This is a genomic window from Brevibacillus sp. TJ4 (assembly GCF_044627595.2).
In the GTDB taxonomy this organism is placed as follows: Bacteria; Bacillota; Bacilli; order Brevibacillales; family Brevibacillaceae; genus Brevibacillus.
On the sequence record NZ_CP185865.1, the window covers coordinates 1,862,681 to 1,877,605 of the forward strand.

Consider the following 14,925-nt stretch of genomic DNA (forward strand, 5'->3'; position numbering starts at 1 on the left):
ATGTATGATTAAGACAACAGCAAACAGAAGGTGAAAATTTGGAAAGGGTGTGTCCCATTTGTCAGATCGTCGCGCAGCTTTGGAAAGTGCATTGCGTCAGATAGAAAAGCAATTCGGAAAAGGTTCCATTATGAAACTTGGAGAGGTTGCCAACGTCCAGGTTTCCACAGTATCCAGCGGAGCGCTTGCGCTCGACATCGCCCTCGGCGTGGGCGGCTTTCCACGCGGTCGTATCGTCGAAGTATACGGTCCGGAATCATCCGGTAAAACGACGGTAGCGCTGCATGCGATCGCCGAAGTGCAAAAACAGGGTGGACAAGCAGCGTTCATCGATGCCGAGCATGCACTGGACCCGGTGTACGCCTCCAAGCTGGGAGTAAATATTGACGAGCTTCTGCTTTCCCAGCCCGACACAGGGGAGCAGGCATTGGAAATCGCAGAGGCGCTGGTTCGCTCCGGCGCTGTCGATATCATCGTTGTCGACTCGGTAGCCGCACTGGTGCCAAAGGCGGAGATCGAAGGGGAGATGGGCGATTCGCACGTGGGCTTGCAGGCTCGCTTGATGTCCCAGGCGCTGCGCAAACTCTCCGGTGCGATCAACAAGTCGAAGACAATCGCCATCTTCATCAACCAGCTCCGCGAAAAAGTCGGCGTCATGTTCGGAAACCCGGAGACGACTCCAGGTGGACGCGCCCTCAAGTTCTACGCCAGCGTGCGTCTGGACGTTCGCAAGGCGGAATCGATCAAGGTAGGCAACGATATTTTGGGCAGCAAGACCAAGATCAAAGTCGTCAAAAACAAAGTCGCGCCGCCGTTTAAAGTAGCTGAAGTCGACATTATGTACGGGGAAGGCATTTCCCGCGAAGGCAGCATCCTCGACATCGGTGCGGAGATCGACGTCGTGCAGAAGAGTGGGGCATGGTATTCCTTCAATGAGGAGCGTCTTGGCCAAGGACGGGAGAACTCCAAGGTCTTCCTGAAAGAAAACCCGCATATCGCCGCTCAAATCGAGGCAAAGGTGCGCGAGTATTACAGCCTGAATCCGAGTTCCATCCCAGCCAGTGAGCCGGTAATCGATCCGGAGCAGGATGAAGAGCCGACCTTTGATCTGGACTAATTGCGCATCATCAGCGTGACGATGAAGCAGCCTGTCGCTTGTGGCAGGCTGTTTTTCTACGTGACGTGCCGATGCGGCAGGCCGGTGTCGAAAGAAGCGCCGCCCTGAAGGGAACAAGCTGCCGAGAAAGGGGAGATCCCGATGAAAAGCGGGCACATTACAGCCGTTCATCAGGACCAGAAGCAAAAGCAGCGGTACCATATCGATATTGAAGATGAATACGCTTTTTCCGTTCACGAAGATATTTTGATCAAATACAACCTGTTCAAGGGTACACTGGTGGATGAGCGCTTTTTCCAGGAAGTGCTGATCGCAGAGGAGAAGCACAAAGCCTACTTGGCGGCACTGCGCTATCTCGGGATGCGGCCGCGCACGCGAAGCCAGTTGAAGAAGTATTTGCAGGACAAAGGCTTTTCTGAGCAGATCGCGAGCGAGATTTGCACGCGATGTGTCGAGCAAGGCTATGTGGACGACCAGGCCTTCGCGCGCCAATGGGTGGACGAAAGGCTGCGCCTGAAGCCGAGAAGCGCGTACATGCTGCGGATGGAGCTGCTGCAAAAGGGGCTGGAGAAAGAAACGGTAGACAGAGCAGTCGCGGCGGTATCGCGCGAGGACGAACTCGACGCGGCTCGCGCACTGGTCGAAAAAAAGCTGCGTCGGATGGACCGTGTCCCTAGTCCCGAGGAGGAAAAGAAGCTATTGGCGATGCTGATGCGCAAAGGTTTTTCCCATTCTGTCATACAACAGCTCAGAAGTGAACTGCGCCAACGGGTTGACGACAGGTGACTCCAGTTGCATCTTCTTGACAATTCTTGTTCACAAATAATAAAATAGGTTTGTATTTACTTGGTGTATCATACCTTTTTTCGCTGATTTGTGCAGTCGTTGCCTGTGGAAAAACTGAACACCCGTGCAATGATTGTACGGATTCAGCGGACCGAGTCACATCGGTCTTGTTTATTAGACGAATGTTGATGTGAAAAGACAAGGCGGCAAGCGACCCTCCATGAAAACGAATGCTTGGAAAGTGGGGAGATGTCTTACAATAAGGAGGTGAAACGAAAAAGCTTATGGACATAGTGCTAACAGTAGTGATTGCGCTTGTTACCTTGCTGATCGGCTTGGGTATTGGCTACTTTGTTCGCAAGTCAATTGCGGAGGCGAAGATTGGCAGTGCGGAAGAAGCTGCGCTGCAAATTGTCGAAGATGCCAAACGGGACGCTGAAGCCGTGAAAAAGGAAAAAGTGCTGGAAGCCAAGGACGAAGTGTTCAAACTTCGTTCCGAAGCGGAAAACGAATTGCGCGAGCGTCGCAATGAAATCCAGCGCCAGGAACGCCGCATCCTGCAAAAGGAAGAGGCGTTGGACCGCAAGATGGAGCAGTTGGAGCGCAAGGAAGAGGATCTGGACCAGCGCGAACGCACAGTTGCGGAACTGCAAGGCAAGGTAGAGCAATTATATAAAAAGCAAGTCGCTGAGTTGGAGCGGATTTCCGGACTGACTCAAGAGGAAGCGAAAACGATTATCCTGACAGACGTGGAAAATACGGTTCGCCATGAAATGGCGGTTATGATCAAGGAGATCGAGACGCAAGCGAAGGAAGAAGCGGACAAACGCGCCCGTGAAATCATCACTACTTCGATCCAGCGTTGTGCAGCAGACCACGTAGCGGAGACGACCGTCTCGGTAGTGACGCTGCCAAACGATGAGATGAAGGGCCGAATTATCGGTCGTGAAGGACGAAACATCCGTGCATTGGAGACTTTGACCGGAATCGATCTGATTATTGATGATACTCCTGAAGCAGTGATTTTGTCCGGTTTCGATCCCGTTCGTCGTGAAATCGCGAAAACGGCTCTGGACAAGCTCGTGGCAGACGGCCGGATCCATCCGGCACGCATCGAGGAAATGGTGGAAAAAGCTCGCCGCGAAGTGGATGAACGCATCCGCGAATACGGTGAGCAGGCTACCTTCGAAACGGGTGTGCACGGCTTGCACCCTGACCTGATCAAGATTCTCGGACGTTTGCGTTACCGTACAAGCTATGGACAAAACGTGCTGAAGCACTCGATGGAAGTAGCGCATCTGACAGGACTGATGGCAGCAGAGCTGAAAGAAGACGTCAAGCTGGCCAAGCGTGCCGGTTTGCTCCATGATATTGGCAAGGCCATTGACCATGAAGTGGAAGGCTCCCACGTCGAAATCGGGGTGGAGCTCGCGAAGAAGTACAACGAGCATCCTGTGGTGGTGAACAGTATTGCTTCTCACCACGGCGATACCGAACCGACTTCGGTGATTGCGATGCTGGTTGCAGCAGCGGACGCTCTTTCCGCCGCCCGACCAGGCGCACGACGCGAGACCTTGGAGACGTACATCCGACGTCTTGAGAAGCTGGAAGAAATCTCGGAGTCCTTTGATGGCGTCGAAAAATCGTATGCGATCCAGGCAGGCCGCGAGATTCGCGTGATGGTACAGCCAGACAAGATTGATGATGCAGAAGCAACCCGCCTTGCACGTGAGATTACCAAGCGAATAGAAAATGAACTCGACTATCCGGGACATATCAAGGTAACGGTGATTCGTGAAACGCGTTCAGTCGAGTATGCAAAGTAAAGTGGCCATCCCGCCACTTTACTTTTTTTCTGGGGAGCAGAAGGGAACCGTCCGTTTTTCTCAACGCGCTTACTTGTGTATACTACCAATGAGGTGATTCGGAAATGAAGCTGTTGTTTATCGGCGATATTATGGGAGCGCCAGGAAGAGAGATCGTGAAACAATATCTTCCTTTGCTGAAGCGCAAGTATCAGCCTACCTTTATCGTAGCCAACGGTGAAAATGCCGCACATGGCAGAGGGATAACCGAAAAAATTGCCAAAGAGCTGTTTGACAGTGGGGTCCACGCCATTACGCTCGGCAACCATACGTGGGACCAGCGGGAAATTTTTGACTTTCTGGACGATGAGCCGCGGATGATTCGCCCGGCCAACTTTCCGGAGGGAGCGCCGGGCAAAGGGATTACATACATCAAACAAGGCGAGGGCGAGCTGGCTGTCATCAACCTGCAGGGCCGTACCTTTTTGCCGCCTTTGGACTGCCCGTTCCAGAAGGCAGACGAACTCGTCGAGCAGGCGCGCAAACGAACCAAGCTGATCTTTGTCGATTTTCACGCTGAAGCGACTTCGGAAAAACAGGCGTTGGCATGGTACCTGGATGGTCGCGTGAGTGCTGTAGTCGGCACACATACCCATGTCCAGACGGCGGACGAGCGGATTTTGCCGCAGGGGACAGGGTTTCTCTGTGACGTCGGCATGTGCGGTCCGAGTCACGGGATTCTTGGCATGGAGCGCCAGGCGGTCATCGGCAAGTTTCTCTCGCAGCTTCCCGCACGTTTTGAGGTCGCGACAGGACCGGCAGAGCTGCACGCCGTCGTCATTACATTCGACAAATCGACAGGGAACGCGAAAAAAATGGAACGCGTCCGAATTGACTCGGACCATCTATTTATGGAATAATCAAGAAAAGAATTGAATTTTTTGAATCTTAGATGTGCAGTAGCAGGAATTTTTAGGGGTTATGCGAATATCAATCTAATGATGACAGGATTCCTATCAGACGGGAGGTTCAAAAGGATGGAAGTATTAAAAGTTTCAGCAAAGTCTAACCCCAACTCCGTTGCTGGTGCCCTTGCAGGTGTGCTTCGCGAACGCGGGGCGGCTGAAATCCAGGCCATTGGTGCTGGGGCGCTTAATCAAGCTGTGAAAGCCGTAGCTATCGCACGAGGGTTCGTAGCGCCGAGTGGAGTTGACCTGATCTGCATTCCAGCCTTTACTGACATCGTGATTGATGGAGAAGAACGTACTGCAATTAAATTGATCGTAGAACCCAGATAATAAAAAGACTGTCGTTTGCCTGTTTGTTCGTTGAATGAACAGGTTTTTTCATGTCTGAAAACGGGTATAGACAAAAAAAGGAATTCAACCCTGCTAGAACGCCGAAAACGGCACCAATCTGCCTGCGACGCGTATGAAAGCCTTGGGGAGTGGGCTATTCTGTTGGTAGGGCAGAAACGAAACAAAAATGTATGCGGAAATAAGTTGCGTGTATTCGGAAACGTGCTACAATATTAGGTGAGGACATTAATGTACCGAGTTCAAAGTTTAATTCGGGTCAAAAGTAAGTTGAGTAAAAGGACTTGCAATTTTGTGAGGACAGGACTACAATTATCACTGTCTAATGCACAATTTTGTCACATCTCATCGAATATTCGACATCGGTGAGTTCCTTTTTCTCACAGTCACTGAAAGGGTGGAATCTGAATGATTAGTCAACTTTCTTGGAAAGTTGGAGGACAGCAAGGGGAAGGTATCGAGAGTACTGGTGAGATCTTCTCCATGGCGATGAACCGGATGGGTTACCATCTGTACAGCTATCGCCACTTCTCTTCCCGAATCAAAGGTGGACACACAAACAACAAAATTCGTGTAAGCACAAAACCAATGCGTGCGATTTCTGATGATCTGGACATCCTCGTGGCGTTCGATCAGGAGACAATCGATTTTAATGCGCATGAGTTGCGTGAAGGCGGTATCATTATCGCTGATGCGAAGTTTAACCCCAAGCTGCCGGAAGGTCTGCCAACAGTCCGTTTCTATGCTGTGCCGCTGACCGAGATCGCAGATGAGCTGGGTACTTCTTTGATGAAAAACATGGTGTCGATCGGTGCTTCCAGCGCAATTCTGGGAATTCCGGTTGAGAGCTACCGTGCTATTGTAGAAGATATGTTCCTCCGCAAAGGCGAAAAAGTTGTTGAGAAAAACATGGAAGCGATTCGCCGCGGTTTTGAATTTGTCTCTGAGTTGACTGGCGGTCAGTTGCCTGAGTTCCAACTGGAAAAGGCGAATCCGCAAAAGCAATTGTTCCTGATCGGTAACGACGCGATCGCGCTGGGTGCAGTAGCAGCGGGCTGCCGCTTCATGCCTGCATACCCGATCACGCCTGCTTCCGAGGTTATGGAATACCTGATCAAAAAGCTGCCTAAATTCGGCGGTACGGTCATCCAGACAGAAGACGAGATCGCTGCGGTAACGATGGCGATTGGTGCGAACTTCGCGGGTGCACGTGCGCTGACAGCTTCTGCTGGTCCTGGTCTGTCCCTGATGATGGAAGCAATCGGTCTGGCGGGGATTACCGAAACGCCAGTCGTCATTGTCGATACACAGCGTGGCGGTCCTTCCACAGGTATGCCTACGAAGATCGAACAATCCGACGTAAACGCAATGATTTACGGTACGCACGGGGATGTTCCAAAAGTCGTAATCGCGCCAAGCTCGGTAGAAGAGTGCTTCTACGATACTGTTGAAGCGTTCAACATCGCAGAAGAATACCAACTGCCTGTAATTCTGATGACGGACCTGACCCTTTCGCTGGGCAAACAGACGGTTACGCCGTTTGACTACAGCAAAGTCGAAATCCGCCGCGGGAAACTGCTGGCTGGACAAGAGTTGCCGGAAAGAGAGCAGAACGACCTGTTCAAGCGCTATGAAGTAACAGAAGACGGCATCTCCCCTCGTGTTATCCCTGGTCAAAAATACGGTCTTCACCACGTAACAGGGGTAGAGCATGCGGAGACCGGACGTCCGTCTGAAGATGCTACAAACCGCAAACAACAAATGGAAAAACGGATGCGCAAATTGAACGGCGTACTCGCCAACTTCAAAAATCCGGTTGTTACAGATGCACCGCACGCAGATGCTGATGTGCTGGTTATCGGTATCAACTCGACGATCGGTACGATTCAGGAAGCAAAAACTCGTCTGGAACAAGACGGCCTGAAAGTAAACCATGCGCAAATCCGTCTGCTGCATCCATTCCCTGTTGACGAAGTGAAAGCATTGATGGATAAAGCAAGACAAGTGATTGTGGTTGAGCACAACATCCAAGGACAAGTAACCAACCTGATCAAACAAAACGTAGGTGGCGCAGATAAGATTCAATCCGTCCTGAAATACGACGGTAATCCGTTCTTGCCTAAGGAAATTTACGCTCAAGTGAAGGAGCTGACTAAACATGGCAACTATGAAAGAGTTTCGCAATAACGTAAAGCCAAACTGGTGCCCTGGCTGTGGTGACTTCTCTGTACAGGCTGCGATTCAGCGCGCTGCTGCCAACGTAGGTCTGGAACCAGAGGATTTGGCCATCATTTCCGGTATCGGTTGTTCCGGACGTATCTCCGGCTACATCAACTGCTACGGTTTCCACGGCATCCACGGTCGTGCTCTGCCAATCGCACAAGGCGTGAAAATGGCAAACCGCGAGCTGACTGTAATCGCATCCGGTGGTGACGGTGACGGTTTTGCGATCGGTATGGGTCATACTGTCCATGCGATCCGCCGCAACATGAACATCACGTATATCGTCATGGATAACCAAATCTACGGTCTGACAAAAGGTCAAACGTCTCCGCGTTCGGCTACAGGGTTTGTTACCAAGTCCACACCGGCTGGCTCCATCGAGTCTTCCATCACGCCGGTTGAACTGGCACTCTCTGTCGGCGCAACCTTTGTCGCACAGTCTTTCTCCAGCGATCTGAAAGGTTTGACAGAGCTGATTGAAAAGGGAATCCAGCATGAAGGTTTCTCCCTGATCAACGTATTCAGCCCTTGCGTCACATACAACAAAGTAAACACGTACGATTGGTTCAAAGAGAACATCGTTCCGGTAGACACGATCGAAGGATACGATCCGCATGACCGTATCAAAGCAATGTCCACTTCGATGAAGTACAACGGTCTGATCACCGGTCTGATCTATCAAAATACCGAACAAAAATCGTACGAGTCGCTTGTTACCGGCTTCAAAGAGCAAGGTCTGGCGAAACAAGACATCCGTCTGTCTGAAGAAGACTTCGCGAAACTGGTTGCTGAATTCGCGTAAGGATAGCTGCAAATAAAGGACCGTCCCTGTCATCGGGACTGACCCCCGTTTGTGAGTCAGGGATCAAAACACCTTTCAAGTTAAGCTGCCAGTCGCCTGTAATCCATCGGCGACTGGTTGTTTAGTTTCGTTTGAATGCGAATTGAGTTATAGTAGTGAATGTAGTCTCGAACGGTTTGCTCAACGATTGCAGTCGTTGTGCAGGTCAAACCTTCGAGATAGAACGTTTCAGACTTTAGTGTGGAATGGAACGATTCGATGGGGGCATTATCAGCAGGCGTACCCTTACGGGACATGCTCATGATAATCCCTTTTTCTTTTACCGCTTCTTGATATGCCTGTGACGTATAGACGCTGCCTTGATCGCTGTGAAGCATTGAACCTTCTGTGAGAGGCAGCTGATTCAGCGTATCTAATACAAATGCTGTGTCTTGTTTATCTGCTATACTGTACGCCACGATCTCCCCATTAAACAAGTCTAAAATGCTCGACAGGTACAACGTCTTTCCTCCAAACGGTAAATAGGTGATATCCGTCACGAGTTTTTGCATCGGTGCATTCGCCTCAAATTGACGTTGTAACTGATGTTCCGCTACATGGGCTGGCTGTCCTGTTGGCTTGCGCTTCTTTACCCTGACTCGACACTGTAGTCCCTCACGTTGCATGATTCGCTGCACACGTTTGTGATTAATGGACTGCTCTTTTCGAAGCAGCGCAGTAATCTTCCGGTAACCATAGCGGAATTTATGAAGGGTGCAAAGCTGACGAATCTTCTCGGCGAGCAGATTTTCTTGTTTTGTGGCAAAAGCTGCTTTCCAGCGATAGTATGTTGCACGAGCAACCCCTAGCAGTTCACAAGCTTGCGTGACGGACATTTCATCTCGAATAGATTCCATCCAGGCGACTACGGCCTCTGGTGACACCTCCTCTCCAATTCTTTGTACTTTTTTAGTACATCTAGCTGTTGTTTCAGGTAACGATTTTCTGCCTTTACTTGTTCAAGCTCTGAGGCAAACTCAGGACCTTTCCCAAAGCTATACTGCTTACCGACAGGCTGCCCCAGCCGATGAAGCTCACCATTACGATACCATGACATCCAAACTTTCAGTTGTGTTACATTCCTGATCCCTAGCTCGTCCATGACCACCTTTACCGGAATTCCTGCTAATCTCATTTTAATTGCCTGCATTTTCACTTCTACGGGGTAACTAACTCGTGTTGCCAACGCAAAAACACCTCCAAGTTGTTTTCCATATCTTACGACATGGTTCCGTTCACTTGAAGGTGTTTTAATTTGTCTCACGTTATGGGGTCAGTCCCCATCTAAGGGACGGTCCTTTTTTGGTTTGCACCGGCGAAGAGCACCGTCTAGCAGGTGCGGTCGCGCCATTGGCGATACAGCAGCATGACCAGGAAAAATACGACCAGTTGTCCAAACAGCGGGTAAAGAAAGCGAAGCAGCGAGCCAAAGCCGACGAAACTGATGACGTAGCTGATGAGCAAAATGAGCGCAATGATTGTGGGCGTTCGCAGGCGAGTGGCCTGCTGAAGCTGGATGGACAGTCCGAATACATTGGCGACGAGAGTGGAAAACACCTCGGCGTAGACGAGCAGGGAAAAAAGCAGCGAAATGGTATGACCGAAATCGTGCAGCAGGGCGATCATCGGCATCTCCACGTACTGAATGTCAGGCATTTTCACCGTCAAGGAGAAATAGGCGAGCAGGAGCAATAGGCCAATACCGGCTCCACCAATCAACCCTCCGGCAATCAGCGGCTTTTCACTCTGGCTATTCCGCCCGATCGGGACAAGAACCGCTTGTGCAAGCGAGACGTTTAAGGCAACATAGTACAAGGGAGAACTGAGCCATGCCCACGGACGCTGGGATTCTGTGACGATCAACGGTTGCTCCCAGGGCTGTACATAGAAAAAGACGAGCAAGGTAAAGCCGACGAGCAAAGGAACGAAGATGCTGTTTACCTGGTGGATGGCAAACAATCCTTTTCGCGTGACGACAAAGATCATCAGCATGCTGAACCAGATGCCTAGTTGTGGCGACAAATGAAAAGACTCCCAGAAGATCGAGCCGGTGGCAGCGAGCATTACGGAAGTCATCCCCAACAAAACCGTCAGCAGCAGCGCATTGAACACAGTCCCGAACGGGTGGCCAAACAAATACGTGCTAATCGTCTGGTATGAATCGGCCTGAATGCGGTAGGCGATCAGCATCACGCGAGTTCCCGACCAGATGAACAGTCCCATAGCCAGTACAATTCCGATCAGACCTTGGAAGCCGTACCGAACAAAAAACTCGATAATTTCTTTTCCGCTGGCAAATCCGGCACCTACGACAGTACCGATGTAGGTAAAGGCGATTTGCCATGCCGTTTTCCATGATCCCTGCATCTGGTGACCTCCTGTCCCACTTACCACATCTTATGAAAGAGAGTGAGCTGATTATGCGAGTTACCGTACTGGGGTTTCAATCCCCGTATCCCGGTCCAAATGGTGCGACTCCCGGATACCTGGTCGAGACAGAGTCCGCCCGACTGTTGCTTGATTGCGGCAGCGGGGTGCTGTCTGTATTGAACCGATTCATGCCGCTGTACGAGCTGGATGCACTGCTGCTTTCCCATTACCATCACGATCACATCGCAGATGTCGGCGTGTTGCAGTACGGGTTAATGGTGCACCAGATTTTTGGCGATCGCGACCCGAATCAGCCCTTGCCCGTTTATGCTCCCGCGTTGCCGAATACGGAGGCAAACCGCTTGCCGTACAAACAAGCGACAGCGTTTTTCCCGGTAGAAGAGCAGACGAAGCTCACGATCGGGGATGTGGCGATCGATTTTTTGCGTACCGATCACGGAAATGGCGATCCCTGCTATGCGATGCGGCTGGCCAGCAAAGGGAAGGTACTGGTCTACGGGGCAGACAGCGGCCCGGGGACAAACTGGGAAGGGTTTGCGAATGACGCAGATTTGTTTATTTGCGAGGGTACGTATCTCGAACGCACGAAGCCGAAGACGGCAAATGGCCATCTCTCTGTCCGGCAGGCTGCCGAACTGGCGGAAGGGCTTGGCTGTCGTTCGTTGCTGATCACGCATTTGTTCCATACATACCGGCAGGAAGAGGTCGAAAAAGAGGCCAGTGCCTACATGCGGGGGACGTGTCACGTCGCCAGCATCGGCCTGCAACTCACACTGTAAATTGAAACAAAGAGAGGAAACGAGATGTTTGCAAATGTATTGGAGATTGCCCGGCAATTGATCCGCGAGCGTGTCAGCAGCGGGGAAACCGTCATTGACGCGACGATGGGCAACGGGAATGACACCGTTTTTTTGGCACGACTTGTAGAGGAAGAGGGAAAGGTGATCGCGTACGACATCCAGGAGCAGGCTCTCGCAAAAACGCGCGAACGGCTCGTGCAGCAGGAGTTGGCAGAACGCGTGGAGCTCAAGCTGGCGAGCCATGAAGAAATGGCGCTGCTCGACACCCAGGTGGCTGCCGTAATGTTCAACCTGGGGTATCTGCCAGGCAGCGACAAGCAGGTTACGACGATGGCACAAAGCACGATCCGTGCTATCCAGGCTGGTCTTGAGCTGCTTCGGCCAGGTGGGATGATGACGATCATGGTCTACTGGGGGCATCCTGCGGGCGTACAGGAAAAGGAAACCGTCGAATCGTTCTGCCAGCAGTTGGATCAAACGAAATATCTCGTGCTCAAATACCAATACCTCAACCAGAAAAACAGCGCCCCGTACCTGCTGGCGATTGAGCGTAGGGCGTAGAGAGCCGATACGTCGCTGTGATTGTTTCCCGGGCAAGCGCATGTTCCGACATGGCTGGCTTGTCTTGTTGAAGTTTGTCAGCGGCTCGGCAAAAATAGGCACGCCCCTGTCGTTTCCGGTACATATCTTATGTTGAGGAATCGTGCAAGGGGGATCCACGTGAATAGAATCGGAATCATGCTGGACTGGGGAGTAATGGAAAAGGGCAAAAACGGGGAGCGATCCTACGAAAGGATTCCATATTATGTGGAGATCGGCAAAGAGCTTGGGCTGCAGCCGGTTTTTTTTCATCCCCGACATGTACAGAAAGGGGATAATGTGGTCCAGGGTTATTTTTGGAATGGCAGTCGATTGATTCCCAGGCTCGTTTCAGTGCCAAAAGTTATCCACAACCGGGTGCTGACTGGCGACGCGAAGGCGAGAGCGGTCATCTCCCGACTGAGCAGAAAACGTAAAGTATTTAATGGACTGGTCGTACGAGACAAACGCAAGGTTCACCAGTTGCTCTGGAAGAACAAGCAGCTCCGTCCGTATTTGCCCTATTCCACTCCGTATACAGCCGAGGCGCTGCGGCGGTTTTTGGACCAGTACCCGATCGTCTACATCAAACCGACGATCGGATCGGTCGGCATCGGTGTAGCGCGAATCGAACGCCACGGGAACGAGTATATGTTTATTTCCTCGAAGATGAGAAGACTGTTGCCACGCAAACAGCTTTTGTCCCTGGTCAGAAGATGGGTGGGACCGAGGCGCTTTCTCCTGCAGCAAGGCATCTCGCTGGCACGCTACGAAGACAAGACCTTTGACATACGCGTCTCAGTGCAAAAAAACGGCGAGAACGAGTGGGTAGTCAGCGGGATGGTCGCCAAGGTAGCAAACAAGAAGAACAAGCTGAGCAACCTGTCGCGGGGCGGCAAAGCGGTCCCGTTGTCTGTAGCGATGAAGCCAACCTTTACAGAAGAGCAGCAGGAGGAGACGATTGCACGCATCGAAACGGCTGCCATTCGGATCGCGGCGGAGTACGCGCGCCATTTCCCTTCGCTGGCTGACCTGGGGATGGACATGGGCATCGACAGGCAGGGCAATCCGTATCTGATCGAAGTGAACGTCCGGGATCAGCGCTATTCGTTTTTCAAGGCGGGAGAAAAGGAAATGTTCAAGCAAACCTATCGCTGTCCGATGGAGTACGCACTATCGCTGATTCAGGGAAATGCCGGGAAAGGCAGAACAAAAAAATACGTGTCGTAAAAGCGGAAAAAAAAGACGGGGGTTTGTGCCCCCGTCTTTCTCATGTTTTACACAGCTTTTTCGCCAGTGGCGCGCTGTCGGCAAACTAGCGTGTTGGTGAGAACCCCCAAGCCTGCCCCGGTCGATTCCGCTTTTACGCAGAGGTATGCGGCAGGTTGCGGAAGTGACGATACGCCAAGGCCAGGATTGATTTGCGCGTGACAATCCCCGCGAAGATTTGTTGATCGTCTTCGATGCAGACGAACGGGTGGTTGATGCAAAGCTCGAGGGCTTTCATAAATCTATCGGTGTCCTTTAGGCGAGGGATTTTGGTGTCCATTACTTCATCGACGGTATGCACGCTCATTTGCTCAAATTCAAAGCGCTCCAGACCGAGTGTCTTGTTAATAATCTGGTTGGTGCTGATAGTCCCGTGCAGGCGATACTGGTGATCCAACACGGGTATGGCAGAGTAACCGCTTTTCATCAAAACAAGCAAGGCATGTTCAAGCGAATTGCCAAGTTGTACATGGGCAACTTTTGTGGAAGCAATAATTAGGTCTTTTATGGGAGTATGTAGCATCGGGATGTCCTGATTCAACTGGATCCACCACCCTTTTGTATTCTAGGATCAAGCATGCTGTCATCGTACCCTTCTATGATACAGCAATGAGCGGCGAATCGGTAGAGGCTGGAAATAAAACCTTGCACCTGGACTGCCTGTAAGCGGATGGAAACGAGGAGGCGACTATGGAAAAAGCCCAACGATGAACGTCGGGCAAGGAATCGAGGTGTGGAACAATGTGTTCCTGCAACCTATTATGCAAAATCGTTTTGCCGCTGACACTAGGAGCTTGCAGGAAGCGCTTGGCGAAAAGATTCAGTTGTACTGTTCCGGCAAGTGCCAGTCAGGGGCGGCAAGCTCTTCAGCCGTATAGGAGAACAGTTGCAAGCGTTTTGTCAGATGCGTGTCGGCCTCCTGGACGTATGCGGCAGGGACGGCAAAAGGCTCGGAGACGACCGGCCATTCTTTGCTGATCGCTTGCTGCAAGCGGCTTTTGACATCGTCTACGCTCACCTGCTTCCCGGTCAGTCCGGCGATACTGCCGACGGTGCTGCCGTCGATCGTCGGGATCGGCCTGTGCTGCTCCATTTCCTGCAAGCCTGCCACCCGGTAAAATTCTTCCATCCACCTGCCGCGCGGCTGTTCGTCGACATTGATGCAAAGCTGCAAAATGGAGCCGAAGCGGGTCCTGCGCTGCGCCATCCCGCCGATCTTCTTCCCGTGCAGGGAAAAGTCGTACTCACCGGCACAGTATGAACCTGCCACTTCGCCAAATTGCAGGCTGCCGTATTCCCGCAAGCCTACGCCGAGCAGTCTGGCGACGAAGGCAAAAAAGGAATCAATGGATAGCGTGCGATCCGGTACGAGACAGGCCATGTTCAACACACCGGAATCCAGGGGCACGCACGCACCACCGGAAGAACGAAGCACACAACCAAACCCGTCCTGCCCGAACTGCCGGAGTGCATCTTCCAGATGTGGCAGCCTGGCGTCACGCCGCCCCAAAAACAGCGCTTTATCGTATACCCAAAGATGGATGATGGGGGAGGATTCTTCCCGCATGCCCGAGGTCAAGGCTTCATCGAGGATGAGCGGCTCCAGCGGGAGACTGCGGTACACACCTGAATCCATCCAGCGAAAGGGTTGATCTACGGAAAAAGACATAAGCAAGTCAGACTCCTTTGTGGATAAGACTAGCATCCATTATACAATGGCGATCGTCGGGATGACTATGCTTCTTCTGCACGAAGCAGTGAATGTCGCTGCTGCTCGCCATAAAAAACACCCGACACC

14 protein-coding genes are annotated in these 14,925 nt (G+C 51.7%); 10 read left to right on the forward strand and 4 right to left on the reverse strand.

The genetic code is table 11. The features are described from left to right. Positions 1-58 precede the first annotated feature (58 nt). From recA to ACAF76_RS09120, 7 genes are all read left to right on the forward strand, one after another. Positions 59-1,117 carry a recombinase RecA gene (gene recA, locus ACAF76_RS09090; RefSeq protein ID WP_400163054.1) on the forward strand — a complete coding sequence of 353 codons (1,059 nt, stop codon included), beginning with the start codon at positions 59-61 and terminating at the stop codon, positions 1,115-1,117. Between the two features lie 141 nt (positions 1,118-1,258). Then, positions 1,259-1,903: a RecX family transcriptional regulator gene (locus ACAF76_RS09095; protein ID WP_400163055.1), complete on the forward strand. Its 645-nt coding sequence runs from the start codon at positions 1,259-1,261 to the stop codon at positions 1,901-1,903. Between the two features lie 284 nt (positions 1,904-2,187). Continuing rightward, positions 2,188-3,729 carry a ribonuclease Y gene (rny, locus tag ACAF76_RS09100; protein ID WP_400163056.1) on the forward strand — a complete coding sequence of 514 codons (1,542 nt, stop codon included), beginning with the start codon at positions 2,188-2,190 and terminating at the stop codon, positions 3,727-3,729. Between the two features lie 104 nt (positions 3,730-3,833). Continuing rightward, positions 3,834-4,628, forward strand: coding sequence for a TIGR00282 family metallophosphoesterase (locus ACAF76_RS09105; RefSeq protein WP_400163057.1), 795 nt, complete (start codon positions 3,834-3,836; stop codon positions 4,626-4,628). Positions 4,629-4,745: 117 nt separating this feature from the next. Further along, a complete protein-coding gene (spoVS, locus tag ACAF76_RS09110) occupies positions 4,746-5,006 on the forward strand; it encodes a stage V sporulation protein SpoVS (protein ID WP_003385776.1) in 261 nt (86 codons plus the stop codon). Between the two features lie 426 nt (positions 5,007-5,432). Next, the gene (locus ACAF76_RS09115; protein WP_400163058.1) at positions 5,433-7,211 is read left to right on the forward strand and encodes a 2-oxoacid:acceptor oxidoreductase subunit alpha; all 1,779 of its coding nucleotides are present in this window, start codon (positions 5,433-5,435) and stop codon (positions 7,209-7,211) included. Then, on the forward strand, positions 7,183-8,049 hold the full coding sequence (locus ACAF76_RS09120) for a 2-oxoacid:ferredoxin oxidoreductase subunit beta (RefSeq protein WP_400163059.1): 867 nt from the start codon (positions 7,183-7,185) through the stop codon (positions 8,047-8,049). Before ACAF76_RS09115 ends, ACAF76_RS09120 begins: the two co-directional genes overlap by 29 nt. Before the next feature lie 80 nt (positions 8,050-8,129). Here ACAF76_RS09120 and ACAF76_RS09125 read toward each other — a convergent pair. Next, positions 8,130-9,274 (reverse strand): IS3 family transposase gene (locus ACAF76_RS09125; RefSeq protein ID WP_400162572.1). Its coding sequence is split into 2 segments (ribosomal slippage): positions 8,130-9,001 and positions 9,001-9,274, totalling 1,146 coding nucleotides; the frame shifts between segments, so codons are not numbered across the junction. Between the two features lie 143 nt (positions 9,275-9,417). Next, on the reverse strand, positions 9,418-10,455 hold the full coding sequence (locus tag ACAF76_RS09130) for a hypothetical protein (RefSeq protein ID WP_400163436.1): 1,038 nt from the start codon (positions 10,453-10,455) through the stop codon (positions 9,418-9,420). A gap of 53 nt (positions 10,456-10,508) precedes the next feature. On the opposite strand from ACAF76_RS09130, the gene ACAF76_RS09135 reads away from it, so the two are divergent. The 3 genes from ACAF76_RS09135 to ACAF76_RS09145 all read left to right on the forward strand — a co-directional run bounded on the left by ACAF76_RS09135 (position 10,509) and on the right by ACAF76_RS09145 (position 13,088). After that, entirely contained in the window at positions 10,509-11,258 is a 750-nt protein-coding gene (locus ACAF76_RS09135; RefSeq protein ID WP_400163437.1) for an MBL fold metallo-hydrolase, read from the forward strand. 24 nt (positions 11,259-11,282) lie between these two features. Then, a complete protein-coding gene (locus ACAF76_RS09140) occupies positions 11,283-11,840 on the forward strand; it encodes a class I SAM-dependent methyltransferase (protein WP_400163438.1) in 558 nt (185 codons plus the stop codon). Positions 11,841-11,999: 159 nt separating this feature from the next. Then, positions 12,000-13,088 (forward strand): YheC/YheD family protein, encoded by a 1,089-nt coding sequence (locus ACAF76_RS09145; protein WP_400163439.1) that lies wholly within the window; start codon positions 12,000-12,002, stop codon positions 13,086-13,088. 133 nt (positions 13,089-13,221) lie between these two features. Here ACAF76_RS09145 and cbpB read toward each other — a convergent pair whose 3' ends face one another. Next, a complete protein-coding gene (cbpB, locus tag ACAF76_RS09150) occupies positions 13,222-13,668 on the reverse strand; it encodes a cyclic-di-AMP-binding protein CbpB (RefSeq protein WP_400163440.1) in 447 nt (148 codons plus the stop codon). 279 nt (positions 13,669-13,947) lie between these two features. Continuing rightward, positions 13,948-14,796 carry a lipoate--protein ligase family protein gene (locus ACAF76_RS09155; RefSeq protein ID WP_400163441.1) on the reverse strand — a complete coding sequence of 283 codons (849 nt, stop codon included), beginning with the start codon at positions 14,794-14,796 and terminating at the stop codon, positions 13,948-13,950. Between the last annotated feature and the right edge of the window lie 129 nt (positions 14,797-14,925).

Bases quoted from the DNA above. Each gene is read 5' to 3' on its own strand.
- spoVS (WP_003385776.1), top strand. From the start codon at position 4,746: ATGGAAGTATTAAAAGTTTCAGCAAAGTCTAACCCCAACTCCGTTGCT.
- ACAF76_RS09135 (WP_400163437.1), top strand. From the start codon at position 10,509: ATGCGAGTTACCGTACTGGGGTTTCAATCCCCGTATCCCGGTCCAAAT.
- rny (WP_400163056.1), top strand. From the start codon at position 2,188: ATGGACATAGTGCTAACAGTAGTGATTGCGCTTGTTACCTTGCTGATC.
- ACAF76_RS09115 (WP_400163058.1), top strand. From the start codon at position 5,433: ATGATTAGTCAACTTTCTTGGAAAGTTGGAGGACAGCAAGGGGAAGGT.
- ACAF76_RS09140 (WP_400163438.1), top strand. From the start codon at position 11,283: ATGTTTGCAAATGTATTGGAGATTGCCCGGCAATTGATCCGCGAGCGT.
- ACAF76_RS09130 (WP_400163436.1), bottom strand. From the start codon at position 10,455: ATGCAGGGATCATGGAAAACGGCATGGCAAATCGCCTTTACCTACATC.
- ACAF76_RS09120 (WP_400163059.1), top strand. From the start codon at position 7,183: ATGGCAACTATGAAAGAGTTTCGCAATAACGTAAAGCCAAACTGGTGC.
- ACAF76_RS09105 (WP_400163057.1), top strand. From the start codon at position 3,834: ATGAAGCTGTTGTTTATCGGCGATATTATGGGAGCGCCAGGAAGAGAG.
- ACAF76_RS09155 (WP_400163441.1), bottom strand. From the start codon at position 14,796: ATGTCTTTTTCCGTAGATCAACCCTTTCGCTGGATGGATTCAGGTGTG.
- ACAF76_RS09095 (WP_400163055.1), top strand. From the start codon at position 1,259: ATGAAAAGCGGGCACATTACAGCCGTTCATCAGGACCAGAAGCAAAAG.